Annotated in this window: 23 protein-coding genes and 1 pseudogene; 12 read left to right on the top strand and 12 right to left on the bottom strand. The window is 62.8% G+C overall.

The window, feature by feature from the left end; genetic code table 11:
* Positions 1 to 2 precede the first annotated feature (2 nt).
* From FFS12_RS12105 to FFS12_RS12095, 3 genes are all read right to left on the bottom strand, one after another.
* On the bottom strand, positions 3 to 869 hold the full coding sequence (locus FFS12_RS12105; RefSeq protein ID WP_137887051.1) for a hypothetical protein: 867 nt from the start codon (positions 867 to 869) through the stop codon (positions 3 to 5).
* Positions 870 to 1,255: 386 nt separating this feature from the next.
* Positions 1,256 to 2,284, bottom strand: a complete 1,029-nt coding sequence (locus tag FFS12_RS12100; RefSeq protein WP_137887050.1) for a DUF1338 domain-containing protein — start codon at positions 2,282 to 2,284, stop codon at positions 1,256 to 1,258.
* A gap of 170 nt (positions 2,285 to 2,454) precedes the next feature.
* Positions 2,455 to 3,357, bottom strand: a complete 903-nt coding sequence (locus FFS12_RS12095; RefSeq protein WP_137887049.1) for a LysR family transcriptional regulator — start codon at positions 3,355 to 3,357, stop codon at positions 2,455 to 2,457.
* A 145-nt stretch (positions 3,358 to 3,502) separates the two neighbouring features.
* Between FFS12_RS12095 and FFS12_RS12090 the strand changes: the two genes are divergently transcribed.
* The 9 genes from FFS12_RS12090 to FFS12_RS12050 all read left to right on the top strand — a co-directional run bounded on the left by FFS12_RS12090 (position 3,503) and on the right by FFS12_RS12050 (position 14,635).
* Positions 3,503 to 4,993, top strand: coding sequence for an aldehyde dehydrogenase family protein (locus tag FFS12_RS12090; RefSeq protein ID WP_137887048.1), 1,491 nt, complete (start codon positions 3,503 to 3,505; stop codon positions 4,991 to 4,993).
* A 135-nt stretch (positions 4,994 to 5,128) separates the two neighbouring features.
* Complete coding sequence (locus FFS12_RS12085) at positions 5,129 to 6,412, top strand: FAD-binding oxidoreductase (RefSeq protein WP_137887047.1); 1,284 nt, start codon at positions 5,129 to 5,131, stop codon at positions 6,410 to 6,412.
* A gap of 423 nt (positions 6,413 to 6,835) precedes the next feature.
* The gene (locus FFS12_RS12080) at positions 6,836 to 7,957 is read left to right on the top strand and encodes a branched-chain amino acid ABC transporter substrate-binding protein (protein ID WP_137887046.1); all 1,122 of its coding nucleotides are present in this window, start codon (positions 6,836 to 6,838) and stop codon (positions 7,955 to 7,957) included.
* Positions 7,958 to 8,147: 190 nt separating this feature from the next.
* Complete coding sequence (locus tag FFS12_RS12075) at positions 8,148 to 9,062, top strand: branched-chain amino acid ABC transporter permease LivH (RefSeq protein ID WP_137887045.1); 915 nt, start codon at positions 8,148 to 8,150, stop codon at positions 9,060 to 9,062.
* A gap of 2 nt (positions 9,063 to 9,064) precedes the next feature.
* Positions 9,065 to 10,387: a high-affinity branched-chain amino acid ABC transporter permease LivM gene (gene livM, locus FFS12_RS12070; RefSeq protein ID WP_372239462.1), complete on the top strand. Its 1,323-nt coding sequence runs from the start codon at positions 9,065 to 9,067 to the stop codon at positions 10,385 to 10,387.
* Positions 10,384 to 11,259, top strand: a complete 876-nt coding sequence (locus FFS12_RS12065) for an ABC transporter ATP-binding protein (RefSeq protein WP_137887044.1) — start codon at positions 10,384 to 10,386, stop codon at positions 11,257 to 11,259. Before livM ends, FFS12_RS12065 begins: the two co-directional genes overlap by 4 nt.
* On the top strand, positions 11,256 to 11,972 hold the full coding sequence (locus tag FFS12_RS12060; protein ID WP_137887043.1) for an ABC transporter ATP-binding protein: 717 nt from the start codon (positions 11,256 to 11,258) through the stop codon (positions 11,970 to 11,972). Before FFS12_RS12065 ends, FFS12_RS12060 begins: the two co-directional genes overlap by 4 nt.
* A gap of 155 nt (positions 11,973 to 12,127) precedes the next feature.
* The gene (locus FFS12_RS12055; protein ID WP_137887042.1) at positions 12,128 to 13,099 is read left to right on the top strand and encodes an ornithine cyclodeaminase family protein; all 972 of its coding nucleotides are present in this window, start codon (positions 12,128 to 12,130) and stop codon (positions 13,097 to 13,099) included.
* A 771-nt stretch (positions 13,100 to 13,870) separates the two neighbouring features.
* Positions 13,871 to 14,635 (top strand): SDR family oxidoreductase, encoded by a 765-nt coding sequence (locus FFS12_RS12050; RefSeq protein ID WP_137887041.1) that lies wholly within the window; start codon positions 13,871 to 13,873, stop codon positions 14,633 to 14,635.
* On the opposite strand, the gene FFS12_RS12045 is transcribed toward FFS12_RS12050, so the two are convergent.
* From FFS12_RS12045 to FFS12_RS12030, 4 genes and pseudogenes are all read right to left on the bottom strand, one after another.
* Positions 14,613 to 15,527, bottom strand: coding sequence for a glycerophosphodiester phosphodiesterase (locus tag FFS12_RS12045; RefSeq protein ID WP_137887040.1), 915 nt, complete (start codon positions 15,525 to 15,527; stop codon positions 14,613 to 14,615). The genes FFS12_RS12050 and FFS12_RS12045 overlap by 23 nt on opposite strands.
* Positions 15,528 to 15,678: 151 nt before the next feature.
* Positions 15,679 to 15,759, bottom strand: a pseudogene (locus tag FFS12_RS12040) (TetR family transcriptional regulator); the annotation flags it as partial.
* Positions 15,760 to 15,877: 118 nt separating this feature from the next.
* Positions 15,878 to 16,201, bottom strand: coding sequence for a hypothetical protein (locus FFS12_RS12035; RefSeq protein ID WP_137887039.1), 324 nt, complete (start codon positions 16,199 to 16,201; stop codon positions 15,878 to 15,880).
* 237 nt (positions 16,202 to 16,438) lie between these two features.
* Positions 16,439 to 16,783, bottom strand: a complete 345-nt coding sequence (locus FFS12_RS12030) for a hypothetical protein (RefSeq protein ID WP_256657375.1) — start codon at positions 16,781 to 16,783, stop codon at positions 16,439 to 16,441.
* A gap of 332 nt (positions 16,784 to 17,115) precedes the next feature.
* Between FFS12_RS12030 and FFS12_RS12025 the strand changes: the two genes are divergently transcribed.
* On the top strand, positions 17,116 to 18,090 hold the full coding sequence (locus tag FFS12_RS12025) for a cysteine synthase A (protein WP_137887038.1): 975 nt from the start codon (positions 17,116 to 17,118) through the stop codon (positions 18,088 to 18,090).
* On the opposite strand, the gene FFS12_RS12020 is transcribed toward FFS12_RS12025, so the two are convergent.
* Entirely contained in the window at positions 18,087 to 18,830 is a 744-nt protein-coding gene (locus FFS12_RS12020; protein WP_137887037.1) for a Mut7-C RNAse domain-containing protein, read from the bottom strand. The genes FFS12_RS12025 and FFS12_RS12020 overlap by 4 nt on opposite strands.
* Before the next feature lie 97 nt (positions 18,831 to 18,927).
* Entirely contained in the window at positions 18,928 to 19,290 is a 363-nt protein-coding gene (gene osmE / locus FFS12_RS12015; RefSeq protein WP_137887036.1) for an osmotically-inducible lipoprotein OsmE, read from the bottom strand.
* A gap of 378 nt (positions 19,291 to 19,668) precedes the next feature.
* Here osmE and FFS12_RS12010 point away from each other — a divergent pair, with 378 nt between their 5' ends.
* Both FFS12_RS12010 and FFS12_RS12005 read left to right on the top strand, forming a co-directional pair.
* Positions 19,669 to 20,040, top strand: coding sequence for a hypothetical protein (locus FFS12_RS12010; RefSeq protein ID WP_137887035.1), 372 nt, complete (start codon positions 19,669 to 19,671; stop codon positions 20,038 to 20,040).
* 201 nt (positions 20,041 to 20,241) lie between these two features.
* The gene (locus FFS12_RS12005) at positions 20,242 to 20,724 is read left to right on the top strand and encodes a GreA/GreB family elongation factor (protein ID WP_137887034.1); all 483 of its coding nucleotides are present in this window, start codon (positions 20,242 to 20,244) and stop codon (positions 20,722 to 20,724) included.
* A gap of 20 nt (positions 20,725 to 20,744) precedes the next feature.
* Here the strand turns inward: FFS12_RS12005 and FFS12_RS12000 are convergent, their stop codons facing one another.
* The 3 genes from FFS12_RS12000 to FFS12_RS11990 form a co-directional block, all read right to left on the bottom strand.
* Positions 20,745 to 22,010: an Hsp70 family protein gene (locus FFS12_RS12000; protein WP_137887033.1), complete on the bottom strand. Its 1,266-nt coding sequence runs from the start codon at positions 22,008 to 22,010 to the stop codon at positions 20,745 to 20,747.
* Positions 22,011 to 22,231: 221 nt separating this feature from the next.
* Positions 22,232 to 22,828 (bottom strand): MarC family protein, encoded by a 597-nt coding sequence (locus FFS12_RS11995; protein ID WP_137887032.1) that lies wholly within the window; start codon positions 22,826 to 22,828, stop codon positions 22,232 to 22,234.
* A 54-nt stretch (positions 22,829 to 22,882) separates the two neighbouring features.
* Positions 22,883 to 25,693, bottom strand: a complete 2,811-nt coding sequence (locus tag FFS12_RS11990) for a hybrid sensor histidine kinase/response regulator (protein ID WP_137887031.1) — start codon at positions 25,691 to 25,693, stop codon at positions 22,883 to 22,885.
* Between the last annotated feature and the right edge of the window lie 48 nt (positions 25,694 to 25,741).

Raw genomic sequence — 25,741 nt, 5'->3', positions numbered from 1 at the left:
GGTTATTGCGGTGATTCGGGGAAGCTCTGATCCGAGATAATCAGGCCTTTGACCAGGGTTCTAACCTGCTTATCCAACTGTTGAAACTGACCCAGTCGAGACGCTTCGAACTCGTAAGTAAGGGCTAGATCCTTATCCAGCATGCTGTTGGCCCGGCACCATCTGAACGCGGCTTGCGGGTCGATGTCGCAGACCATGTAGAGCAACTCCGCAGTCTGCCCAGGATTGGCAATCAGCAACTGTTGGTCGCTCCAGGCCGAGCCTTGTGCCGGTGGCGGGGCGCTGCGGAAGATGCGAAAGCTATCCGCGGCACTGCTGACTTCTTCGGTGAAGATAGTGCCGGTCTCGTAGTTCAGGCCTCTTTCCACGGGCGTGTTGCCACAGAAGTCGCCCAGGCAGCTAGGCTGATTCGAGTCGAGCGTTAGGCTCAGTGTGATTTTGACCCGTTGTGTTAACCGGTGTCTGGCAGCCTGCGTTCCCCGCGGGCTCGCGCCGCCCGCATTGAGCTGCTGCATCCATAGGCTCAGCGGCGCCAGGTCTGGGCCGCCGGCATCGAACTCGATGCCGTGCTGCGGCTGCTCGTGGATGTAGGGAGTCCAGCTCAAGTAGGCGCGCGGTATGTCCAACTTGACGATCCGTCGCGCGCTGCCTTCTGGCGCCGCGCTGAACTCACTGCCCTTGGCCGTGCCGGTCGAGAGTGTGATGTGCACGAGATCGAGGTTGGCCGAGCGTGAGGCCAGAGGGCAGCCAGGCGGGTAGATGGAGCAGGCGAAGTCGCCATAGCCAGACCACAGGAGCTTCACCGCAGGCCAGGCCAGCAGGGCGACTAGCAGCACTCCGCTGCCTAGCAGGAGGTTCCTCTTACTCATGGCCTGCAACCCCTCTGAACCGTCCATCCTCGACTAGGCGCCTGCCTCGGCTCGGCTTGGGAATGCCCACAGAGTAATGGTTGCGGTGTCGGCGACCAAGCGTTAGGCGGGGTGTCGTTCATCCGGGCAGGCACCACTGGCGCCGCAGGCATAAGCGGCGAGCAGGCTGCGCATCAAGTCGGTGAGGTGCATGTGGGCTTCTCCAAACAGGTGGGCTTCTACAAAATAGTAGCGCTGCCGCCATGCTAAGGCCGCAGATGGGCTTAACGCCTGTTGATTGGCTCAATGGTGGCGATAGCTCTGTAGGGCGGCCTCGGGAGCGCAGCGAACAGCCCGCCATTGCTGATTGGGCGGCTGGCGTACTGCTTCGCGAGTACGCCCTACTGTCAGCGAGCGCTGCGCGAATCGGTCATCTTGAAGATGCCCTGGGCATTGCTGCTGTCGAAATGCAGATCGAGTTGACCCGTCTCGTCGTCGATCTCGCGTTGAATGAATTCGACGAAGGAGCCCGGTACTTCACGCTGGACGCACTGGCCGGCGGCATCGAGAAAAGTCCGCTGCACCTGCACCGCCTTGTAGGCGGTTTGCATGACCCGCCCTGAGCTGGAGACTTCGATGCTGTCCTTCATCGGCCGGTTTTTGGCCCTTTGCTCTGCGACCACCCGTTCGAGATCGCCGACCCGGTCGGTGAGGTGGTTGAAGCGATTGCCTTCGGTGGCGATCCAGGCCATTTCCGCGCTTTCCCTGAGCAGCAGTCGATAGTCGCTTTCCCGCACCACGGCATGCTGGCAGTCGAAGGCCCGATACAGCGCCGGCAGCAGGGTCTGTGCTTGCTCCTGGCTGCAGTGGCGAGTCTGGCGCAGGCGTTTGAGGATGCTGAGATGCTCGGTTTGCAGCGGGTCGCAGCTGCTCTCGACGACGCGGCTGACCGCTTGCTGGAAGGCTTCGCCGAAGCGCCCCGGATGCAACTCGGAGACGAAGAACTGGGCGATTTCCGCCGGCAAGTCCTGCTGTCGATAGGCATAGCCGGTCATGTTCAGCTTGGTCAGCGGGTAGGTTCGCACATCGGTGAAGCCCAGCGGCTCCAGCAGGCGGGTGAAGGCTTGGCGGCCGCGTGGCAAGTCACCGTTCTCCGGCCAGTCGACGGTGCGAATGGCGCCGTGGTCGAAGTTCACCTGGCGGCCCTGCATAAGCTGTTCTTCTACATAAGTTCGGCCGGCGGGCACGGCCTCCACCAGCTTGTGGAACAAACAGAGGTTGAGCGCCTCGGCCAGCCAGGCGCGGTGCAGGCTTTGCTCGCTATTGGCGAAACCCTGCAGCCCTTCAGGGATTTCGACGTGGGCGAAGACCCAGTCGGCGGCGGGTTGGCCAATGACCGAGGCGACCAGGTTAAGCAGGCGTGTGGAGGTGGGCATGGTGTCGGCGGCTCTGACGGTGAAGGCGAGCCTGTATAAAAGCCGGCTCAGGCGTGAGCGGCAAGTGAAAAAAAACGCCGGGTTCATTCCATTTATTCTTGTTGGCCGCTGCGGTCTTCGTGCGCCAGCGAGCAGCCGGCAGCCGGCAGCCGTCGGCAGGGTAACGCCGCCTACAGCTCTGGCGGCACCTCGAGGTGTTCGAGTATCCAGCGCACAAAGTCGCGCACCTTCGGCACCTCGGCGGCCTGTTCGGCATAGGCCAGGTAGTAGGCATTGCTGCTCGCCAGGCTGTGCTGCCAAGGGATCACCAGCTTGCCTTCGGCCAGCTCTTCTTCCACCAGGAACCGCGGCAACAGCGCGACACCGCAGCCGACCTGGGCGGCGCGGATGCACATGTAGAAGGTGTCGAAACGTGGCCCGTGATAGCTGTGTTCGGTATGCCGATCCTGGCTCTGGAACCATTCGTGCCAGGCCTCCGGGCGGGTCGCGTTTTGCAGCAGCACCAGTTCGGTCAACTGGGTCGGATCGCTGAAAGGTTCGGCCGGCAAAGCGCTGGGCGCGCAGACCGGGACCATTTCCTCGCCGAATAATCTGATGCACTCGGCCCCGGGCCGCGCGCTCTGACCGAAGAAGAAGGCCACGTCGCTGCGGCCTTGCGCCAGGTCGTCGGGCTCCAGCTCATGGCGTACATCCAGGTGGATATTCGGATGCCGCAGGCGCCAGCCCTTGAGCCGCGGGATCAGCCAGCGCGAGCCAAAGGTCAGCAGGGTGGAAACCCGCAGCACTTCGGTCTCGCCGCCGTAGGAGCGCAGGTAGTGAGTGGACATCTCCACCTGGGTGAGGATCTTGCGCACCTCGACCAGATACAGCGAGCCGGCGGGCGTCAGTTGCAGGCTGCGGCGCACGCGGCGAAACAGCAGGTGCTGAACCAGCTCCTCGAGTTGCGCGACCTGCTTGCTCACGGCGCTCTGGGTCAGGCTCAGCTCTTCCGCGGCGCGGGTGAAACTCAGGTGGCGCGCCACGGCTTCGAAGCATTGCAGGGCGGTCAGCGAGGGCAGGTGACGCTTGAGCATGGCGAGCCTCATTGGATTGGGGAAGGTTTAAGCATGACTAAACGGAATGATATCTGGAGTAAAGGTCGTTTGTTGGCGCGCAACAGTCCAGCTATTACTGCTGTCATTGCCCCCTCATTACTCAATCACTTCAGGTGGAGAGCCCATGGTTGCCTCATTGCTCGATAAGTTGGGCGTCGCCCCGCAGCGTTATCAACAGGGCAGTCATGCCGTCCACACGCCCATCGACGGCAGCCGGATCGCTACGGTGCAGCTGCAAAGCCGTGCCGAAGTCGAGCAGCAGATCGGCCGCGCCGAGCAGGCATTCCAGGCCTGGCGCAAGGTGCCGGCACCGCGTCGCGGCGAGCTGATCCGCTTGTTCGGCGAGGCGCTGCGCCAGCACAAGGCCGAACTCGGCGAGCTGGTGTCTTGGGAGGCCGGCAAGATCACCCAGGAAGGTCTGGGCGAGGTGCAGGAGATGATCGACATCTGCGACTTCGCCGTCGGCTTGTCGCGCCAGCTCTACGGTCTGACCATCGCCTCCGAGCGCCCCGGCCACCATATGCGCGAGACCTGGCACCCGCTTGGCGTAGTCGGGGTGATCAGCGCATTCAATTTCCCGGTCGCGGTATGGGCCTGGAATACCGCCCTGGCGCTGGTCTGCGGCAACTCGGTGGTGTGGAAGCCCTCGGAGAAGACGCCGCTGACGGCGTTGGCCTGTCAGGCGCTGTTCGATGGCGTGGCCAAGCAACTCAGTGAGGCGCCGGCTTATCTCAGCCAAGTCATGATCGGTGCGCGGGAGGCGGGCGCGGCGTTGGTGGAAGATCCGCGCGTGGCGCTGATCAGTGCCACCGGTAGCACCCGCATGGGCCGTGAAGTGGCGCCGAAAGTGGCGGCCCGTTTCGCCCGCTCGATTCTCGAGCTGGGCGGCAACAACGCGATGATCCTGGCGCCCAGCGCCGATCTCGATCTGGCGGTACGCGGTATCCTGTTCAGCGCCATCGGCACGGCCGGGCAGCGTTGCACCACGCTGCGGCGCCTGATCGCCCATGAGTCGGTCAAGGACGAGATCGTCAGCCGCTTGCAGACCGCTTACGCCAAGGTGCGTATCGGTCACCCGCTGGAAGGCAACCTGGTCGGCCCGCTGATCGACAAACACGGCTTCGACAGCATGCAGGATGCGCTGGAGCAGGCGTTGAGCGAGGGCGGCAAGGTCTTCGGCGGTACTCGGCAACTGGCCGGGCAATTCCCCAACGCCTATTACGTGGCGCCGGCCATAGTCGAAATGCCGGAGCAGAGCGAAGTGGTCTGCACGGAAACCTTCGCCCCGATCCTCTACGTGATCGGCTACCGCGATTTCGACGAAGCGCTGCGCTTGAACAACGCCGTTCCGCAGGGGCTGTCTTCCTGCATCTTCACCACCGATGTGCGTGAGGCGGAGCTGTTCATGTCGGCGCTCGGCAGCGATTGCGGCATCGCCAACGTCAACATCGGTCCCAGCGGCGCGGAGATTGGCGGCGCCTTCGGCGGCGAGAAGGAAACCGGTGGCGGTCGTGAGTCCGGCTCGGATGCCTGGCGCGCCTATATGCGCCGGCAGACCAATACGGTGAACTACTCCCACGAGTTACCCTTGGCGCAAGGTATTAGCTTCGATTGAGCCTGCCGCTGGCGCGGGGCAACGCGTTCGCTTGAATTGTTCTAGGAGCGGATTTATCCGCGATTACGGAATATCGGCAAAAGCATCGCGGATAAATCCGCTCCTACAGTTCGTTGTCATCTTAAGGATCCGCGAATGCCCTTGCGCCAAGAATGCCTGTGGGAACAACTGACACCTGAGCGGCCGACAGCCAACGCCCTGAGCGGCGCGCTGAAGGTCGATGTCTGCGTGATTGGCGCCGGCATCACCGGGCTGTCCGCCGCGCTGCACCTGCTCGAACAGGGTAAACGCGTCTGTGTGCTGGAGGCCCACGAAACCGGCCATGGCGGCTCGGGGCGCAACGTCGGGCTGGTCAACGCCGGCATGTGGATTGCCCCGGACGAAGTCGAGGCCGGGCTGGGCCAGGCGGTCGGCAGCAAGCTGGTGACGACCATGGGGGCGGCGCCGGCATTGGTGTTTGCGCTGATCGACAAATATGCCATCGACTGCCAGGCACGCCGCGAAGGCACATTGCACATGGCGCATAACGCTCGCGGTCTGGCCGATCTGCAAAGCCGCTGCCGGCAATGGCAGCGCCGTGGCGCGCCGGTGGAGATGCTGACGGGCGCGGCTTGTCACGCAGCGACCGGTACGCAACGGATTGCTGCGGCCTTGCTCGACCGGCGCGCCGGCACGCTGAATCCGATGGCGTACACCAGCGGCTTGGCGAGGGCGGTAAGCAAGTTGGGTGGCACGCTGTTCCATCATTCGCCGGTCACCCGCCTGGAGCGTCAAGGCTCGACCTGGTGCGTGATCAGCGAGCGCGGTGCGGTCAATGCCGAGCAGGTGGTGATCGCCTCGAATGCCTACACCGAGGGCGAGTGGACCGAGCTGCGGCGCAATTTCTTTCCCGGTTTCTACTATCAGGTCGCCTCCGCACCACTCAGCGGCGAGGCGGCCGCGCGCATCCTGCCGGGCGGCCAAGGAGCCTGGGATACTCGGCAAGTGCTCAGCAGTATTCGCCGGGATGCCGCGGGCCGTTTGCTCTTGGGCAGCCTCGGCAGTGGTACGAGTAAGCCGGCCTGGTTCCTGCGGGCCTGGGCCGATCGGATCCAGCAGCATTACTTTCCCGAGCTGGGAAGCGTGGAGTGGGAAAGCACCTGGACCGGCTGCATCGCCTTCACCCCGGATCACCTGATGCGGCTATTCGAGCCGGCACCGGGCCTGGTCGCAGTGACCGGTTACAACGGCCGCGGGGTCACCACCGGCAGCGTGGTGGGCAAGGCCTTCGCCGATTACTTGGTGAGTGGCGATGCGCAAGCGTTACCGATGCCCTTACAGCCCATGCAGAACGTTACCGCGGCCGGTCTGCGCAGCTATTTGTACGAGGCGGGCTTCTCGCTGTACCACGCCGGGCAATGTTTGCGTGTCGTTATTTGATAGCTTGAGGTCGGTTTGGCGGTGATCTTTCCGGACTAGCTGTGCGGCACTGGGGGCAGGTGTTTTGGGGGGCTGGGGTTAACGCGGAATTGGCTTGAGTCGCGCGGGGTTTTCACGGTTTTTCAGGTGGATCGCAACAGTGCGCAAGCGAATAGATTGCGCACCAGGCATGTGCAAGTATCAGCCCTCTGTCTATTGTTACTTATCGTATTGGCGGATTGTGCCGGTGCGGCGTTCAGGGATGTTTTCGGTTTCCTGTTTTATTAGAGTAAGTATCTGATTTAAAACACTTAATGCGAGGTAAGCAGCGCACAAAAAAGACGTTAAGGGCGATCTCAAACTATAAAAATTAATGGCACGCCACTTGCTCTCGTTACTCCCCGATGTACGAGCGCAACTCAAACCCCTCAGGAGCAAAACTCCATGTCGCAGAAGATTTTCAGAAAAGGCTTTCTGGCTCTCGCAGTTACCACTGCATTAGGAATCTCTGCCGTCGCACAGGCGGACGTAGTGATAGGTGTCGCAGGCCCTCACACAGGTGCCAACGCATCCTTCGGTGAACAGTATTGGCGCGGTGCTTCCCAGGCAGCGGAGGACATCAATGCTGCCGGTGGCATCAATGGGGAAAAGATCAAACTGGTCAAGGCCGATGACGCCTGCGAACCCAAGCAGGCCGTGTCCGTGGCCAACCGCCTGGTCGATCAGGACAAGGTGCTGGCCGTGGTCGGCCACTTCTGCTCGTCCTCGACCATCCCGGCTTCCGAGGTGTACGACGAGGCGGGCGTGATCGCCATGACCCCCGGCTCGACCAACCCGGTGGTCACCGAGCGTGGCCTGTCCGGCATGTTCCGCATGTGCGGGCGTGACGACCAGCAGGGCATAGTCGCCGGCAACTATATAGTCGATACGCTGAAGGCGAAGAAGGTCGCCATCCTTCACGACAAGGACACCTACGGGCAGGGTCTGGCCGATGCGACCAAGGCCCAGCTGGCCAAGCGCGGCGTGAAGGAAGTGCTCTATGAGGGTCTGACCCGCGGCGAGAAAGACTTCAACGCCCTGGTCACCAAGCTTCGTGCCTCCGGCGCCGAGGTGGTCTACTTCGGTGGCCTGCACCCGGAGGCCGGCCCGCTGGTGCGGCAGATGCGCGAGCAGGGCCTGACCGCCACCTTCCTCTCCGGCGACGGCATAGTCACCGACGAACTGGTCACCACCGCAGGCGGGCCGCAGTACACCAAGGGTGTGCTGATGACCTTCGGCGCCGACCCGCGGAAGATTCCGGATGGCCAGCCGGTGATCGAGAAGTTCCGCGCCGGCGGTTTCGAGCCGGAAGGCTACACCCTGTATGCCTACGCCACGTTGCAGGCATTGGCGGCGGGCTTCAACGGCGCCGGCGCGAACGATTCCGCCAAAGCCGATGCATGGCTGAAAACCCATCCGGTGCAGACCGTGCTGGGCAAGAAGGAATGGGACCAGAAGGGCGACCTGAAGGTCTCCGACTACGTGGTCTACGAGTGGGACGCGCAGGGCAAATACCACCAGCAGTAAGCACTAGCTCGGCTAACCGCTCAGGCGCCACCCGCGCCTGAGCCGTTAGTGCCTTCCGGGAGCTGCTGAGTCGTCAACCCCGTTCACCGCTGCAATCAGTGCCGAGGTTATTCAGCAGTACCCGTCTGATTTCACTTGCGGAGGCCGGCCGAACCCAAGGCCGGCTGCCCCAACAGACGAGACTGAGTCAATGGACGGTATTTTCCTGCAGCAAATGATCAACGGGCTGACCCTCGGGTCGGTCTACGGCCTGATCGCCATCGGCTACACCATGGTTTACGGCATCATCGGCATGATCAACTTCGCCCATGGCGAGGTGTACATGATCTCCGCCTATCTCTCGGCCATCACCCTGGCACTATTGGCCTACTTCGGCCTGGAATCCTTTCCGCTGCTGATCCTCGGCACACTGCTGTTCACCATCCTGGTGACCGCCGTGTACGGCTGGGTGATCGAGCGCATCGCCTATAAACCGCTGCGCAACTCGACCCGGCTGGCACCGCTGATCAGCGCCATCGGCATGTCGCTGATCTTGCAGAACTATGTGCAGATCAGCCAGGGCGCACGCCAGCAAGGCGTGCCCACGCTGCTCGACGGCGCGCTCAAGCTGAATATCGGTGAGGGCTATGTGCAGCTGACCTATACCAAGGTCTTCATCCTGATCGCCTCGTTCGTCGGCATGGGCGTGCTGACCTACGTGATCCAGCACACCAAGCTCGGGCGGATGTGCCGGGCGACCCAACAGGACCGCAAGATGGCCTCGATCCTCGGCATCAATACCGACCGGGTGATCTCCTACGTGTTCGTCATCGGCGCCGCCATGGCCGCATTGGCCGGCGTGCTGATCACCATGAACTACGGCACCTTCGACTTCTATGCCGGTTTCATCATCGGCATCAAGGCGTTCACCGCCGCCGTGCTCGGCGGCATCGGCTCGCTGCCCGGCGCGATGCTCGGCGGCATCATTCTCGGCGTGGCCGAGGCGCAGTTCTCCGGCATGGTCAACACCGACTACAAGGACGTGTTCTCCTTCTCCTTGTTGGTGCTGATTCTGATTTTTCGACCACAAGGGCTACTCGGTCGCCCACACGTGGCAAAGGTGTAAGCATGTCCTCAGCCATTCATAGCAAGTCTCTGGATCTCAAGTCCTCAGCCATTCAAAACAAGTCTCTGGATCTCAAGAAGAGCCTGGTCGATGCGATTCTTGCCGGGTTGATCGCGCTGATCGTGTTCGGCCCGATCGTTGGCGTAGTGCTCGACGGCTACAACTTCAATCTGCAGTTCGAGCGGGTCGGCTGGATCATCGCGGCGGTGATGCTCGGCCGTTTCGCCATCAGCCTGTTCATGCAAACCAGCAAAGGCCTGGCCATCGCCGAGACCTTCGAAACCACCGGTTCGGGTGTGCACGTGCTGCCGCCGAACTACAAGACCCGCCTGCGCTGGATCATCCCGCTGGTCATCGTCCTGGCGGTGATTTTTCCCTTCTTCGCCAGCAAGTACCTGCTGACGGTGGTGATCCTCGGCCTGATCTACGTGCTGCTCGGCCTCGGCCTGAACATCGTGGTCGGCCTGGCCGGGCTGCTCGACCTCGGCTACGTGGCGTTCTACGCGATCGGCGCTTACGGGCTGGCGCTGGGGTATCAGTACCTCGGCCTGGGCTTCTGGACGGTGCTGCCGCTGGGGGCGCTGATGGCGGCGCTGGCCGGGGCGTTACTGGGGTTTCCGGTGCTGCGCATGCACGGCGACTACCTGGCCATAGTCACGCTCGGCTTCGGTGAAATCATCCGCCTGATCCTCAACAACTGGCTGTCCTTCACCGGCGGCCCGAATGGCATGCCGGCGCCGTCGCCGACCTTCTTCGGCCTGGAGTTCGCGCGCCGGGCCAAGGATGGCGGGGTGCCGTTCCATGAGTTCTTCGGCCTCGCCTATAACCCCAACATCAAGTTCCTGTTCATCTACGTCGTGCTGTTCCTAGTGGTGATGCTGGTGCTCTACATCAAGGACCGCCTCACGCGGATGCCGGTCGGCCGCGCCTGGGAAGCGCTGCGCGAGGATGAGATCGCCTGCCGCGCCATGGGCCTGAACCATGTCCTGGTGAAGCTTTCGGCCTTCATGCTCGGTGCCTCCACTGCCGGCTTGGCCGGCGTGTTCTTCGCCACCTATCAAGGCTTCGTCAATCCGTCGTCGTTCAACTTTTTCGAGTCGGCGATGGTGCTCGCCATCGTCGTGCTCGGCGGCATGGGCTCGACCGTGGGGGTGGTGATCGCCGCCTTCGTGCTGACGGTGGCACCGGAGTTGCTGCGCACCTTCGCCGAATACCGGGTGCTGCTGCTGGGCCTGCTGATGGTGCTGATGATGATCTGGCGTCCGCGTGGCTTGATCCGGATCAGCCGCAGTGGTTTCGTCCCGCGTAAAGGAGTAGCGCCATGAGCGACGAAATCGTCCTGTCCGTGGACCGCCTGATGATGCACTTCGGTGGGATCAAGGCGCTCAACGATGTCAGCCTGAACATCAAGCGCAACAGCATCTCGGCCCTGATCGGCCCCAACGGCGCCGGCAAGACCACGGTGTTCAACTGCCTGACCGGCTTCTACAAGGCCACCGGCGGCAGCATCAAGATGCAGGCCCGTGGTGCCACCACCGACGTGATCAAGGTGCTCGGTGAGCCCTTCCGGGCGACAGACTTCATCTCCCTGAAAACCCTCGGCAGCCGCCTCTACTACAAGATGTTCGGCGGCACCCATCTGGTCAATCGCTCGGGGCTGGCGCGGACCTTCCAGAACATTCGCCTGTTCCGGGAAATGTCGGTGATCGAGAACCTGCTGGTGGCGCAGCACATGTGGATCAACCGCAACATGCTCGCCGGGATCTTCAATACCAAGGGGTTTCGCCGTGCCGAGGAGGCGGCGCTGAATCACGCCTTCTACTGGCTGGAAGTGGTCGAGCTGGTGGACTGCGCCAACCGCCTGGCCGGTGAGCTGTCTTACGGCCAGCAACGCCGCCTGGAAATCGCCCGGGCCATGTGCACGCGGCCCCAGATCATCTGCCTGGACGAACCGGCGGCCGGCCTCAACCCGGCGGAAACCGAGGCGCTCAGCCGCATCATCCGGTTGCTGCGCGACGAACACGATCTCACCGTGGTCTTGATCGAGCACGACATGGGTATGGTCATGAGCATTTCCGATCACATCGTGGTGCTCGACCATGGCGAGGTGATTGCCGAAGGGCCGCCCCAGGCGATCCGCCACGATCCCAAGGTGATCGCCGCCTACCTGGGCGCCGACGAGGAGGAGCTGGTATGACTGCGCCGCTTCTCGAGCTGAAAGCCATCGATGTGTTCTACGGCCCGATCCAGGCGTTGAAGCGGGTCAGCCTGCACATCAACGAAGGTGAAACGGTCAGCCTGATCGGCTCCAACGGCGCGGGTAAATCCACCCTGCTGATGTCGATCTTCGGCCAGCCGCGGGCGGCGGCCGGGCAGATCATCTACCGCGGCACGGATATCACCCACAAGTCGTCGCACTACGTCGCCTCCAACGGCGTGGCGCAATCACCGGAAGGACGGCGGGTGTTCCCCGACATGAGCGTCGAGGAAAACCTGCAGATGGGCACCATCCCGATTGGCGACGAGCATGCGCAGGAGGATATGCAGCGCATGTTCGAGCTGTTCCCGGTGCTCAAGGAGCGGCGCAATCAGCGGGCGATGACCATGTCCGGTGGTGAGCAGCAGATGCTCGCCATCGCCCGGGCGTTGATGAGTCGGCCCAAGCTGCTGCTGCTCGACGAGCCGAGCCTGGGCCTGGCGCCGATCGTGGTGAAGCAGATCTTCCAGACCCTGCGCGAACTGGCCAAGACCGGCATGACCATCTTCCTGGTGGAGCAGAATGCCAACCATGCGCTGCGGCTCTCCGATCGAGGTTACGTGATGGTCAACGGCGAGATTCGCCTGACCGGCACGGGTCAGGAGCTGCTGGTCAATCAGGAAGTGCGTAACGCCTATCTCGGCGGGCATTGAGTGGCCTTTGTAGGGTGGACATGGCGCAGCCTTGTCCACCATTGCGACCACGCCGGTGGACAAGCCGCTCAGCGGCATGTCCACCCTACGCGGCTTTGCTCCCTTCTCCTCCGGGGGAGGGGGAACACCGAGCCGATCTGTTCTGAGGACTCTCCATGCAAAGCCTGCGTTTCTTCACCAACGCCGACGTCGCTGCGGCGTTGGCGTATACCCCGCTGATCGAAGCCTTGCGCAAAGGCTTGGCCGAGCCTTGCGCAGCGCCCGTGCGTGGCTGTCAGGCGCTGCCTGACGAGGCCAGTTTGCTGCACATGCCGGTCTGGCAAAGCGGCCAGGGTATCGGGGTCAAACTGGTCACGGTGTTTCCGCACAACGGCGCGCGCGGCCTGCCTTCGGTCGCGGCAGTTTTCGCCCTGTTCGATGACGTCAGCGGTCAGCCACTGGCCCTGCTGGAAGCCTCGGAGCTGACCGCGCGGCGCACCGCTTGCACCTCCGCACTGGCCGCGGACTACCTGGTGCGCCGCGATGCGCAGCGCTTGTTGATCGTCGGCAGCGGTACCCTGGCGGCGCATATGGTGCGGGCGCACTGCTCGGTGCGCGCTTACCAGCAGGTGCAGATCTGGGGGCGCAGTGCGGAAAAAGTCGCGGCGCTGGTCGAAAAGCTGGCTGCCGAAGGTTATCCCGTCAGCGCGGCGGTGGACCTGCAACGCAGTGTCGAGCAGGCCGACAGCATCACCTGCGTGACTAACTCGCGGACGCCGCTGGTGCTGGGCGCCTGGCTCAAACCGGGCACGCACCTGGATTTGGTCGGGGCCTTTCTGCCGAGCATGCGTGAGACCGATTCGGCCGCGGTCGCCCGCGCGCGGATTGTGGTGGACATCCGCGCAGGTGCGCTGGAGGAGGCGGGTGATCTGCTGTTTGCGCTCGGCGAGGGCGTGATTGCCGAGGCGGACATTCACCTCGAGCTGAGTGACCTGCTGCAAGGCCGTGGGCAGCGCGACAACGCAGAGGAGATTACCCTGTTCAAGTCGGTGGGTTATGCCCTGGAAGACCTGATTGCCGCCCGCGCCTTGCTTGAGCAAGCGGGGGCTCAGACTGAGCTTTCCACCGAAACGTCGCCCCCGCAATAACGCAGAAGTTTGGCTCTGTCTGAGTTGGCTGTTGCGCAAAAGCCTGAGAGCAACGCCGACCTAGCAGAGCTAGCTCCTACAAAGAGCGGCAGTCCAGCTCAACACTTAACGAGTACATAGCCAAAAGTTTTCCCCAAAAGCTGTGGGGCGTTCTGTGGATAAGGTGGGTAAAGCTGTCAGGCAGCCATAGCGGTAGCGCTCTTGCGGGCTTTGGTGATTTTTTGATCAGCGGGTTTTTTAGAGTTAAAGCAGCGGTTTATCCACTTTATCCACTGTCGTTTGATGCACTTTGCAGAGTTGCCCCCAACTACTGTGGGTAGGCCTGTGGGTAAGTGCGGGAGCAATGTCTCGAGCCCATAGCCGGCAGGGCTTTGCGCCGATTGATCAGGATTTGATCAGGCGCCTTGAATTGCCATGGGCGGCACGTCTGTCACTTCGGAGTCAAGGGATAAAGCTGCTTTTTCAAGGATTTAGCGCAAGCCTGAGGCCGCTGTGGAAAAGTTATCCCAGGAGCCTGTGGAGCGAACTGTGGATAAGGTGGGTAAAGCTGGGCTTGAACCTATCCTGGCGTGGCTTCGGCAAAACTGTACGTTTTTTGACCATATGTTCGCTGGCGGGAGTGGATCAGCTTGCGTGCCGCCGCGCCAAGCTGAAAACGATGGCGTACCCTATGGCTGATTGAGCGCGCAGCCCGACGCTGTTGCGCGCTACCCACGTGCTGCGTTGTGCCTGGCCGTGTTTCGCGGCGAGTAGTCGATCAAGGAGAACGCTATGACTTCGACCCTATTTATTACCGGCGCCACGTCCGGCTTCGGCGAAGCCTGTGCTCGGCGCTTTGCCCAGGCCGGCTGGTCGCTGGTGCTCAGTGGCCGCCGTGTGAGCCGCCTGCAGGCGCTCTGTGATGAGTTGTCGGCACTCACCGATGTGTACCCGCTGGAACTCGATGTGCGTGACCGGCATGCGATGGAGGCGGCGATAGCCACCTTACCGGCGAAGTTCGCCAAGCTGCGTGGGCTGATCAATAACGCCGGGCTGGCGCTGGGCACGGACCCGGCGCCGCAGTGCGATCTGAATGACTGGGACACCATGGTCGACACCAACATCAAGGGCCTGATGTACAGCACCCGCCTGCTGCTGCCGCGGCTGATCGCCCATGGCCGTGGCGCGGGCATCATCAACCTGGGCTCGATTGCCGGCAGTTATCCCTATCCGGGCAGCCATGTGTATGGCGCGACCAAGGCTTTCGTGCGGCAGTTCTCGCTGAGCCTGCGCTGCGATCTGCAAGGCACCGGCGTGCGCGTGACTAATATCGAGCCGGGGCTGTGCGAGAGCGAGTTTTCCCTGGTGCGTTTCGGCGGTGATCAGGCTAAGTACGACGCAACCTACGCGGGCGCCGAGGCGATTCAGTCGGAAGACATTGCCGAGACGATTTTCTGGGTGCTCAACCAACCGGCCCACATCAACATCAACAGCCTGGAGTTGATGCCGGTGAGCCAGTCGTGGGCGGGCTTCGCTATTGAGCGCTCAGCGCGCTGACGTGGGTCGAGCGACCGAGCAATTGCAGGGCGCGATCCGGGTAATCGGTGATCAGGCCTTGGGCGCCCATGTCGAGCAGGTGGCGCATCGCCGGCTGCTCGTTGATGGTCCACAGCTGCACATTGAGGCCGCGCGCCTGCGCGGTGTCTAACAGGCTGTTGCTGGCGACTTCCAGGCTGCCGCTGCGTAAAGGGATCTGCAGGGCCTGGTAAGACGGCGACAGCAGCGTGCCGAGACCGATCCAATTCAACGCGACCAGCAGGCGCACCGAGGTCGGCCCGGCGGAGGTGGCCACGCCCGGGCAGACTTCGCGAAACGCTTGCAGGCTGCGCTCGTAAAAGCTGCCGACTAGCACCCGGTCACGTTGGCCGCTGGCTTCGAGCAACTGGCACAGCTGCGCTTCCATGCCAATATCCGGCACCTTGATCTCGACTACTTTGGCCTTCTGCGGGAAGTGCGCCAGCACCTCGGCGAAGGTCGGGATGCGGATGCCCTGGTCGCGGTACGGATGGCTTTCGCCGCCGTCGGCGCTCCAGCGGTAGCCGGCGTCCAGTGCTTGCAGCTCGGCCAGGTCGAGCTCGGCGACCTGGCCCGAACCATTGGTGGTGCGATTGACCTTGGCGTCGTGGATCACCACCAACTCGCCATCACGGCTGCGCCGAAGATCCATTTCCAGCATGTCGACGCCCAACGCGCTGGCCCGCTCAAAGGCGAACAGGCTGTTTTCCGGCCACAGCCCGCGGCCGCCGCGATGGGCGATCACCAGTGGCTCGTCACCCAGGGTAGCGAGCACTGCCGGGGTGTTGGTTGGCGTGCTGGTCAGAGCCAGTACGCCGAGAGCGGCAACTATCAGGAGCAGCGGAGCGAGCAGAAAGCGGGCGAAGCGCAGCATGGCGTTTTCCAATCGAGGGGAGCGGGCGTGGCACAGCAAGCGCTCAGACTATGACAAAGGTGTGACGAGAGGGCGAGGGCAACAAGGCGGACTTGATAACCACCAGGCATTGAGTCCGACAACGGCGGGGGAAATCTCGAGTTAACGCTCAGCCGGCGCTATGCGCCACCTCACGCAGGCTCCAACTGCCGAAACCGCGGCCGCTGTCCATCAGGTTGCGCGCGGCATCCATCAAGGCTTGGCGGGTTTGCAGTTTCTGTTCAGCGCGAATCTGCTGGCAGATTGATTAAGCCTGCAGAATAAAAATCCCGGCCATTAGGCCGGGATTTTTATTCTGACGAGCCGTTGCATTAGCCCGCACGGCGTTGTTCCAGCACGCGCTCGGAACCGCCTTCCGCCACCCGCAGGTGCTGTTGGCCGGGGGTGCGGTCGGCACCATCGGCGGCTACGCGGAGGCGCCGTTGGCCCGGCGTGCGGTCAGCGCCATCTGCTGCGACACGAACGCGCTCCAGAAGGCGATCGGCACCCCCTTCGGCTAGGTTGCGATCTAGCGAGCGGGCTTCTTGCTGGCTGTCTTTGACTTCTTCAAAGGTCGGTTGCGCGTCCCGTGGCAAGGCGAAGGCATTGGCGGCGAGGATGCTGAGGGTCAGGCTGAGCAGTAATTTGGTTTTCATGCTGATCTCCAAAGAGCGGGGGAGTAATGGGTTCGGAGGCAATACTAAATTCTGCGCCGGGAATAAGAAGTTGAGCCTCTCGATAGTGCATATCGACACTGTCAATGGTGCTGTGGAAGGCTCTATCACGGTGCTTGCAGGCGCTCTGTGGGGCTCTGGAAAGCCCCGGTCGAATGCTGGCCAAACAGCAAAAGCCCGGCGAATGGCCGGGCTCTTAGTGGGGCGCAGACGCTCAAGTTAAACGGCACGACGCTGTTCCAGCAGACGGTCGGAACCACCCTCGGCAACCCGCAGATGCTGCTGACCAGGAGTACGCTCAGCGCCATCTTCGGCTACACGGAGGCGGTCTTGCCCCGGAATACGCTCAGCGCCGTCGGCGGCTACACGAAAGCGATTTTGCCCCGGAGTACGCTCGGCACCATCGGCGGCGACAGTGGAGGATTTGACTAGCTCCTGCTGCAGCAGCGGGGCGGCTGGCAGAGCGAAAGTGTTGGCGGCGAATACGGAAAGGGTCAGGCTCAGGATCAGATGGCGTTTCATGATGGGTTTCTCCAGGTGATGCTTGGTGGGTGTGGAGCCCATGTTGCGCTCGTTAAATTGATTAAAAATCGCAAAAATACGCTTTAATAAATCAGTTAAATTGATATTTTGTTGGGCTCTCTGCAATGGGAGTTAGGCCCCGGGCGCTCAGCCGCAAAGAGGGTTTGCGCGGCGTAAATGGCGTGGATGCGCCCTGAGCAATCACTTCTCGCCGGGCGCTAGCGCAGAAGCTCCCGCGGCCGGGGAAATAACAGCGCCAGAGCCGCTGGGGCGTGCAGCTAAGCCGGCGCAACCTCGGCGTGCCCTTCGCCACGTGAGCGCTAGACTGAAACAGTGAAAACGGCATTTCCCCGTGCCCTAGGTGGAGGTGCAGCATGGACATCCGTGAAGGCTTTATCGGCAGTATCGGCAACACCCCACTGATCCGCCTCGGCCGGCTCAGCGCCGAGACCGGTTGCGAGATTCTCGGCAAGGCCGAATTTCTCAACCCCGGCGGCTCGGTGAAGGACCGCGCCGCGCTCTTCATAGTGCGGGACGCCGAACGGCGCGGCGCGCTACGCGCCGGCGGCACCATAGTCGAGGGCACTGCCGGCAACACCGGCATTGGCCTCGCCCATATCAGCGCCGCACGCGGCTACCGCTGCATCATCGTGATTCCCGACAACCAGTCGCCGGAGAAACTGGAGCTGCTGCGGGCGCTCGGCGCCGAGGTGCGCCCGGTGCCAGCCAAACCCTATAAGGACCCGGACAACTACCAGAAGATCGCCGGCCGCCTCGCCGCCGAGTTGCCCAATGCGATTTGGGCCAACCAGTTCGACAACCTGGCCAACCGTCAGGCGCACTACGAGACCACCGGGCCGGAGATCTGGCGCGATACCCAGGGTCGGGTGGACGCCTTCGTCTGCGCCACCGGCACCGGCGGCACCCTGGCCGGCGTCGCGCGCTACCTCAAGGAACGCGACCCCAAGGTCCGCATCGTCCTCGCCGACCCCATGGGCAGTGCGCTCTACCACTGGGTGCTGAGCGGCGAACTGCACGCCGAGGGCAGCTCCATCACCGAGGGCATCGGCACCACGCGGATCACCGCCAATCTGGAGGGCACGCCGATCGACGGCGCCGTGCAGGTCGACGACCAGAGCTGCGTGAGCATGGTTTACCGCCTGCTACGCGAGGAGGGCTTGTTCCTCGGCGGCTCCTCCGGGATCAATCTGGTCGCCGCCGTGCGGGTGGCGCACGAGCTGGGCCCAGGGCATACCGTGGTGACCCTGCTGTGTGATCGCGGCGGGCTCTACTTCCAGCGCCTGTTCAACCCCGTTTGGCTGAGTGAGCGGGGCCTGTCGCCCGCCTAGGCCTCGTCCAGCAAGGGCTGCAGCAGCGCACGCATGCTGCGCCAGTGCGAGCCTTCCCAGAACAGCCGGCGGCAGCGCTCGCAGGTCAGGAAGTGCTGGTAATGCTCGCGTACCGCCGGCGGCAGTTGCTCGAGGATCTGCGCCTTGTCGATGCTGTGCAGGGGGGCGTTGCAGTGCAGGCAGAGGCTGAAGGGGCGCACGCTGCCTGCCAGATCGAGCCGTTCGAATAGTTCGCGCAACTGCTGCGCGGGCTTCAGCGCATGCACATAGCAGCCGTGGCTGATGACCCGGCGCTTGAGCAGTTCACGGTCGCGGGTCAGCACGATGCGCCCTTCGGCGACGGCCAGAGCGGCGATCTGCTCGTCGCGGAAATGGTTGTCGTAGAGGGTGTCGAAACCGGCCATGCGCAGCAGGTGGGCCAGCGCGCCGAGGTGGGCGTCGGCGACGAAGCGTGAAACCCGCAGCGGCTGCTCGCGGACCTTGAGCAGCGAGCTGATATCCAGGGTCTCGAACTTGGGATAGACCGCCACCCGGTCGCCGTCCGCCAGCAGCCGCTCGAAGCCCACCGACTCGCCATTGACCAGCACCAACTCGACCTCGGTATGCGGCACCCCGAGCGCCTCGATCATATGCTTGCAGGTCGCCGCCCGCGCGCAGACACAGGCGAACGCCTGCCGGCGGCGCTCGGCCGGGAGGAAATCGTTGAGCTCCTCGTAGAAGCGAAAGGTGGCGGTGACCATCCCAACACTATGGCAGTTGCCGCGCAGGCTTGCCCGGTGCTTGCGCTGCGCGGCGGATCTAAGGCCGGCCGCGTGCTGCTTCGCGGGCCGGCGCTGGCTAATAGCCGCCTTCGTGCACGGGGCGCGCCTTCACGCGCTCGTTGCTTTCCATCTGCTGACAGCTCATGAAGCCTTTGTGGTCCACCCGGCCCGCCGAATCGAAGCTCACGTGATAGGGTTGCCGATGGCCGTCGGCGTTGAGGATGTAGTCATTGCAGGAGCCCGGACTCACCGTGCGCGCCATCTCCGCCGAGGGTTGGCCGCCAATGCCGAGGACCTCCTGCTTGCTCATGTCCTTCTCGACGTTCTTGACCAGCGGCTCGTTGCGGTAGGTCAGGTAATCGGTCGGGTTCTCCAGCTTGCTGGCGCAACCCGTCACTGCAGCCAGTACACAAAGAGCCGCGAGGGTTTGCTGGTACATGGTGTCGTTCCTTGTGGTTAGCCTGTAGGGCTTGCTTGATTTGGAGTCAAAAAACACTTGGCTCGTTTGCTTGCGTTGCTCGGTAGGCCTGGGGCGTGGCGTCAGCCCGGATTGGCTCTTTTGAGTGTAGGCGTGACGCCGATGACATGAGGCTTCGCCGCACCCGCTACGGCGTGCAAGGTGCAATGCTCTGCGGGCTTAAACCGGAACCAGGGCGTGATGCGGCGATGTCGGCAGTTCGACGCAAATGCTATACCTATCGGATATTGCCGGTCGGCGAGCCTGAACGGCAGAGCTGCCATGGCTTGAGCATTGCGCTTGTTTAGTGGGCACAGCGCTCGTGGGAAAGAGACCGAGCGCTAGACGGAGCTTAAATTAATGTACATGCAGCGCCTTCGTGGCATCACTGTGGCAGTTATCGCGGGCCTGGTTATCAGCGCGTGTTCCGAGCCGCCCGCGCCGGCGAAGGTTAATTTTATCAATCAGGTCTGGCGCGTCAGCGAATCGAGCACGGTCGCGCGCGGCATGCTCTATGTCTTTCTCTCGGACGGTACGTTGGTGCTGGCCTCCGCTAACAGCAAACCGGCTTTCGGTACCTGGCAAACCGCAGGGGCAGGGCTGACCCTGATCGAGGAGGGCAGGCCCTACAAAGTCGAGGTCTTGAACTTGAGCCGCGACGAATTTCGGCTGCGCATCCACAACCCAGGTCAGCCGGTCGAGATCACCCTGGTGCCCGCTGAGCATCCTTAGGAATCTGTTCATGATCTGCTGCGCGTCGGCCATGCCGCGTTGAAATCGGGCTCAAACGACCGCTTGCGGAAGAACGTCCGCAGGACGGCCCGAAGGGCGAGTGAAACGAGTAATGCTCATCTACTACTTGTAAACTCCGCTTCCTCGCCTGTTTTTGCCTTGTCTAACCTTCGCTCGCTACGCGTTCACACAGCCGGAACCATGAATAAACAACGTATCCATCAGCTGATTATCGACAAGCTCGTAGCCGACTTGCAGGTCGCGCAGGGCGCGTTGCAAACCGCCTACGAGGCGGCAACCCATGAGGAGAATATTGCCGAAAACAAATATGACACCCTCGGTTTGGAGGCCGGCTATTTGGCGCACGGCCAAGCGAAGCGGGTGGCCGAAATAGAGCAGGCATTAACGGCTTATCGGCAGTTGCTGCTGCGGGCCTTCGAGCCGTCGCGCGGTATTCAACTGACCGCGCTGGTGCTGCTCGAGCTGGAAAGTGGCGCGCAACGTTTGCTGTTTCTCGGCCCGGATGCCGCCGGTTTGAAGGTCATGGATGCCGGCCAGGAAGTCATGGTCATCACCCCGCGCTCACCCATGGGCCAGAGCCTGCTGGGTAAGGCGCAGGGCGCGCTGGTGGACATCAGCGTGGCCAAGCAGCGGCAGGAATTTGAGGTGCTGGAAGTCGTTTGATTCCAATCTAGGTAAACGAATCAGCCGTAACGCTTCTTCGCCTCGATGGCCAACCCGCTGCCGATGCTACCGAAGGTATTGCCCTCGGCATGCCGGGCGTTGGGTAGCAGCGCATTGATGCTCTGGCGCAGGGCCGGAATGGCGCTGGAGCCACCGGTGAAAAACACCGTGTCGATCTGTTCGGCGCTGACGTTGGCAGCGCCGAGCAACTGCGTGACGCTGCCGCTAACGCGCTCCAGCAAACTGGCGATGGACTCGTCGAAGCCGGCACGATCCAACTCGACCGACAGGCCTGGCTCGATCCGGTCGAGCAGCACGGTGCACCGCTCGACTTCGGTCAGCTCGATCTTGGTTTGTTCGATCTGCATCGCCAGCCAATGCCCGGCGCGCTGCTCGATCAACTTGAAGAAACGGTCAAAGCCGGGGGTGTCCAGCGCGTCGTAACGCATGTTGCGCAACGCGGTCTGCGCCTGCTGCGAATAGACCGCGTTGATGGTGTGCCAGGTGACCAGATTGAGGTGATGGCTGGTGGGCATGTAGGCCTGATTCTTCATCCGGCTGCCATAGCCGAACAGCGGCATGACCCCGCTCAGGCTCAACTGTTTGTCGAAATCGGTGCCGCCGATATGCACGCCGCCGGTGGCCAATATGTCTTCGTGGCGCTCGGCGAGCATGTGCCGCTCGGGGGCCAGGCGGATCAAGGAAAAGTCCGAGGTGCCGCCGCCGATGTCGACGATCAGCACCAGCTCTTCACGCTCGAGTGTGCTCTCGTAATCGAAGGCGGCGGCGATCGGTTCGTACTGGAACGAGACGTCCTTGAAGCCGAGTTTTTTCGCCACGGCCACCAGGGTGTCTTCGGCTTCCTGGTCGGCCTTCTCGTCGTCGTCGACGAAAAACACCGGGCGTCCCAGCACCACTTCTTCGAACGAGCGCTCGGCAACCGCTTCGGCACGGTTTTTCAGTTCGCCGATAAAGAAGCCGAGGATGTCCTTGAATGGCAAAGCACTGCCGAGCACGGCGGTTTCGCTCTTCAGCAGTTTCGAGCCCAGCAGGCTCTTCAGCGAGCGCATCAGGCGGCCTTCGTAGCCTTCCAGATACTCGTGCAGGGCCAGCCGGCCATACACCGGGCGGCGTTCCTCGAAGTTGAAGAACACCACCGAAGGCAGGGTGATCTTGTCGTCTTCCAGCGCGATCAACGACTCCATGCCCGGGCGTAGCCAGCCGACAGTGGAGTTGGACGTGCCGAAATCGATGCCACAGGCACGAGCGGGAAGCGCGTTATTCATGATGTGTTCCGGTTAAAGACAGCCGCGCAGTTTACCGCGAGAGGGCAGGGCGATGCTGTAGAAGGTTACGGCTTGGCGATGAAGGGGACGGGACGGTTAATTAATCGCAGCCTGAAAGCACGTAACCCGGCATTGCGATGGCATTGGCGCGAGTGTATCGCCGGGTTACGGCGCGTCGTAGATTGCCGCATGGCTACGAGCTGGGGCGCGCCTAACCCGGCCTACGGCACCAGGTAGTTCTTCACCCCGGTGAAGATGATTTGCGCCGCCAGGGCGCAGACGAACAAGCCCATCAGCCGGCTGACAATCTGCAAGCCTTGCTCGCCGAGCAGGCGCTCGAATCGGTCGGAGAGGTAGAGCACGACGCCGACCGTCAAGCTGGCCAGCACAATCCCCAGCACGGCCACCAGCTTATCGTCCCAATGCGGTTGGCCGGCGCCCATCACCAGCATCGCCCCGATGGTGCCGGGGCCCACTGTCAGCGGGATGGTCAGCGGCACTATGGTGACGTCCTGCTGCAGGTTGTCGCTCTGCACCACGGGGCTGCCCTGCGCCATGCCCAGCGCGGAAATGAACAGCACGCTGCCGGCGCCGATGCGGAAGGCGTCGATGGTGATGCCGAACACGGTGAAGATGCTCTGGCCGAACAGGTACAACAACAGGCTGGCGATCACCACGCCGCCGGCGACCTTCCAGGCCAGCTTCTTGCGCTCCTTCACCGTGTAGCCGCGGGTCAGGCTGATAAAGCAGGAGAGGACGAAGAAGGGCCCATAGAGCACCAGCATCTTCAAGTACAGGCTGAACAGCTCGGACAGCATGGGCGTGGCTCATCGTTGGAGGTGGGACCCGCGCCAGGCGTGGGCCGCGTAGCGTCAACCGACGCCATTCACAGAGGGCTCAGGAGGGGCGTCGTCAGCTTCGCGCAGGCGGCGCAGTTCGCGTTCGGCGACCCAGTGTTCGATCAGGTCACGCAATTGCGACAGTTCCACCGGCTTGGCCATATGCCCGTCCATGCCGACCAGGCGGGCGCGCTCTTTATGTTCGGCGAGGATATGCGCGGTGAGGGCCACCACCGGGGTGCGGCTGCGCCGCTCTGCGGCTTCCCAGGCGCGTAGTTGCTGGGTGGCGGAAAAACCATCGAGTACCGGCATCTCGCAGTCCATCAGCACCAGATCGTATTGTTGGGCTTTCATCGCGCTCAGTGCTTCCTCGCCATTGCTGGCGGTGTCCGGTTGCAGGTTGAGTTTGCCGAGCATGCCGCGGATCACCTTGGTGGAGATGCTGTTGTCTTCGGCGACCAGGATGCGGAAGTCGCTGGGCACAGTCAGCGGCGCACTCACCAGGGGTGGCACCCAGCGCATGGTTCCACCCTGTGTGCGCTGCGCCAGTTCGTCGGCGAGCGTGGTCTTCAGCGTGTAGCCGGCTACCGGCTTGGCCAGGATGCGTTTGATCCCGGAGTTGCGGGCGATGATTTTGCTCGGCGCGCTACTGATGCCGGTGAGCATGATCAGCAGGATGTCGTGGTTGAGGCTGGGGTCTTCCTTGATCTTCGCCGCCAACTGCATACCGCTCATGCCGGGCATGTCCTGGTCGAGCAGCACCGCATCGAAGTATTCGCGGATGTGCGCCTTGGTCCGTAGCAGGGCCAGGGCCTCTTTGCCGGAAGGCACCGCGCTGACCGTCAGGCCCCAGGCGCTGCACTGCTGCACCAGGACCTTGCGGCAGGTGTCGTTGTCATCGACCACCAGCAAGCGCGCGCCTTGCAAGGTGCCGTCGAGGTCGGCGGTGGGTTGTTCCAAGCGCTCGGCATCCAGTGGCAGGGTGAGCCACAGGGTGTTGCCCTGGTTGCCACCACACTGGATGCCGAATGCGCCGCTCATCAGATGCACCAGCTGGCGGGCGATGATCAGGCCGAGGCGACCGCCGAGCTTGGTGGCGGCGAGGAAGTCTTTGCTGTGCAGTTCGGCGTTGAGCAAGGCGTCGCGTTCGCTGCTTTCCAGTGGGCGGCCGCTGTCCTGCACGGCAATTCGCAGACGCGGGGCAGCGGCGCTGGTGTCCAGCGCGACCACCAAGAGAATCTCGCCTTCGTCGGTTTGCTTGAAGGCGTTGTCCAGCAGGCTGAGCAAGGTCTGGCGCAGGCGCGTCGGGTCGCCGCTGATCACCCGGGGTACTTGCGGCTGGATAAAGCCGATCAGCTCGACTTTCTGCTGTTCGGCTTTGGCGCGGAAGATGTCCAGGCAATCATCGATCAGCGCATTCAGGTCGAACTGCACGTCATCCAGTTCGATCTGCCCGGACTCCAGTTTGGAAATGTCGAGGATCTCGTTGATCAGCGTCAGCAGCTCATTGCCGGCGCTGTGAATGGTCTGCACATAGTCGCGTTGCTTGGCCGAGAGCGGAGTGCCGAGGAGCAATTCGGTCATGCCCAGCACGCCGTTCATCGGCGTGCGGATTTCGTGGCTGATCTTGGCGAGGAATTCGGCTTTGGCCTTCAGCTCGGCGGAGCTGGCGGCGAGCTCCCGGCTGACGCTGAAGTCGTCCTGAATGATTCGTCGCTGGCGCTCGCTGAGTGCGATGCTCAGCATGAAGCCGCTGAGGGCGGCCACGCTCAGCAGGCCGAAAGCCAGCCAGTCGGACGGCACCGCCCAGTAGCCGAACAGCGCCGGCAGGGCACCGATAAATGCCAGGCTAAACACCAGCAAGGCCAGGGTGAACAGCCGTGCCGGCGGATAGCCGTGCTGCCAGTGAAAGGCGGCAACGACCAAGATGCTCAGGCTGGTCACGGCGGCAAGCACATACACCAGTTGGCTGAGCTGCAGATTACTGGCGATCAGCAGCACGATGCCGGTCAGGCCGATCAGCACGCCTTCGCCGATCAGCACGCGCCGTAGCGAAGTGCCCGGACAGACCTTGCGGAAAAAACTAACGGTGAAGGCCAGGCCACACAGCATCGCCAGCAGCATCGCCAGATTGGCGATCTGTGGCTGGGTGGTCTGCCAGTCAGCCAACCAAGGGCTGCTGATCCCCAGCAGACTCAGGCTGGTTACCAGCAAGCAGACTTGGGTGGCCGCTAGCCACAGGCTGCTGCGGATGCGGGCGTAGGCAAAACGCACCAGGTTGTAGAGCAGCAACATGCCAAAGGCGCCGAGCAGCAGGCCATAGAGCAATGGGCGGGTGTCGTTGGCGGCCAGCGCGGCGGCCGACTCGAGGCTGATGCTCGGGCGCAGAGCATGGGCCGAGGCCAGGCGCAGGTAGAGATCCAGCGGCTCCTTGGCCACCGGCAGCGGCAGGAGGAAATCACGGCTGGGCAGCGGGCGGCTGGCAAAGGGGAGGCGGCTGCCGGTGCGGGTGCTGGCGACCAGTTCATCGCCCTGCAGCACGTACAGGTCGAGGAAGTCCAGGTACGGGGCGAAGACCCGCAGCAGTTGCTCCCGCTCACTGGCCGGCAGACGGTAGTGCAGCCACAACGCCGTGTGCCCACCGGGGGTGTAGAGCTGCTGGAGATCGATCGGGCTGAACTGCGGGAGATAGCGCGGGGAGCGGATATCGTCCAGTTGCAATGCGGCTTCGCTATCGATCAGTGCGGACCATTGCCCTGGCTCGGCCGCCTGCGCCGGGAATAGATTGAGCGCAGTCAGCAGCAGACTGACGGTGAGTCCTATGGCGATCCTGAGCCCGCGCACGGCGAAGTCCCTTCGAAGGTGAATGGCTCGATTATAGCCAAGCGCCTG

Origin of the sequence: Pseudomonas sp. 2FE (assembly GCF_005503735.1) — a bacterium.
GTDB lineage: Bacteria > Pseudomonadota > Gammaproteobacteria > Pseudomonadales > Pseudomonadaceae > Aquipseudomonas.
This window is presented reverse-complemented; position numbering and strand designations above follow the sequence as displayed.

Excerpts from the sequence above, each read along its gene's own strand:
- FFS12_RS12095 (WP_137887049.1), bottom strand. The coding sequence starts at position 3,357 with ATGCTCAAGCGTCACCTGCCCTCGCTGACCGCCCTGCAATGCTTCGAA.
- FFS12_RS12060 (WP_137887043.1), top strand. The coding sequence starts at position 11,256 with ATGACTGCGCCGCTTCTCGAGCTGAAAGCCATCGATGTGTTCTACGGC.
- FFS12_RS12045 (WP_137887040.1), bottom strand. The coding sequence starts at position 15,527 with ATGCTGCGCTTCGCCCGCTTTCTGCTCGCTCCGCTGCTCCTGATAGTT.
- FFS12_RS12050 (WP_137887041.1), top strand. The coding sequence starts at position 13,871 with ATGACTTCGACCCTATTTATTACCGGCGCCACGTCCGGCTTCGGCGAA.
- FFS12_RS12100 (WP_137887050.1), bottom strand. The coding sequence starts at position 2,284 with ATGCCCACCTCCACACGCCTGCTTAACCTGGTCGCCTCGGTCATTGGC.
- osmE (WP_137887036.1), bottom strand. The coding sequence starts at position 19,290 with ATGTACCAGCAAACCCTCGCGGCTCTTTGTGTACTGGCTGCAGTGACG.
- FFS12_RS12075 (WP_137887045.1), top strand. The coding sequence starts at position 8,148 with ATGGACGGTATTTTCCTGCAGCAAATGATCAACGGGCTGACCCTCGGG.
- FFS12_RS12035 (WP_137887039.1), bottom strand. The coding sequence starts at position 16,201 with ATGAAAACCAAATTACTGCTCAGCCTGACCCTCAGCATCCTCGCCGCC.
- FFS12_RS12020 (WP_137887037.1), bottom strand. The coding sequence starts at position 18,830 with ATGGTCACCGCCACCTTTCGCTTCTACGAGGAGCTCAACGATTTCCTC.
- FFS12_RS12105 (WP_137887051.1), bottom strand. The coding sequence starts at position 869 with ATGAGTAAGAGGAACCTCCTGCTAGGCAGCGGAGTGCTGCTAGTCGCC.
- livM (WP_372239462.1), top strand. The coding sequence starts at position 9,065 with ATGTCCTCAGCCATTCATAGCAAGTCTCTGGATCTCAAGTCCTCAGCC.
- FFS12_RS12010 (WP_137887035.1), top strand. The coding sequence starts at position 19,669 with ATGTACATGCAGCGCCTTCGTGGCATCACTGTGGCAGTTATCGCGGGC.
- FFS12_RS12030 (WP_256657375.1), bottom strand. The coding sequence starts at position 16,783 with ATGGGCTCCACACCCACCAAGCATCACCTGGAGAAACCCATCATGAAA.
- FFS12_RS12085 (WP_137887047.1), top strand. The coding sequence starts at position 5,129 with ATGCCCTTGCGCCAAGAATGCCTGTGGGAACAACTGACACCTGAGCGG.
- FFS12_RS12080 (WP_137887046.1), top strand. The coding sequence starts at position 6,836 with ATGTCGCAGAAGATTTTCAGAAAAGGCTTTCTGGCTCTCGCAGTTACC.
- FFS12_RS12025 (WP_137887038.1), top strand. The coding sequence starts at position 17,116 with ATGGACATCCGTGAAGGCTTTATCGGCAGTATCGGCAACACCCCACTG.
- FFS12_RS11995 (WP_137887032.1), bottom strand. The coding sequence starts at position 22,828 with ATGCTGTCCGAGCTGTTCAGCCTGTACTTGAAGATGCTGGTGCTCTAT.
- FFS12_RS12005 (WP_137887034.1), top strand. The coding sequence starts at position 20,242 with ATGAATAAACAACGTATCCATCAGCTGATTATCGACAAGCTCGTAGCC.
- FFS12_RS12065 (WP_137887044.1), top strand. The coding sequence starts at position 10,384 with ATGAGCGACGAAATCGTCCTGTCCGTGGACCGCCTGATGATGCACTTC.
- FFS12_RS12090 (WP_137887048.1), top strand. The coding sequence starts at position 3,503 with ATGGTTGCCTCATTGCTCGATAAGTTGGGCGTCGCCCCGCAGCGTTAT.
- FFS12_RS12000 (WP_137887033.1), bottom strand. The coding sequence starts at position 22,010 with ATGAATAACGCGCTTCCCGCTCGTGCCTGTGGCATCGATTTCGGCACG.
- FFS12_RS12055 (WP_137887042.1), top strand. The coding sequence starts at position 12,128 with ATGCAAAGCCTGCGTTTCTTCACCAACGCCGACGTCGCTGCGGCGTTG.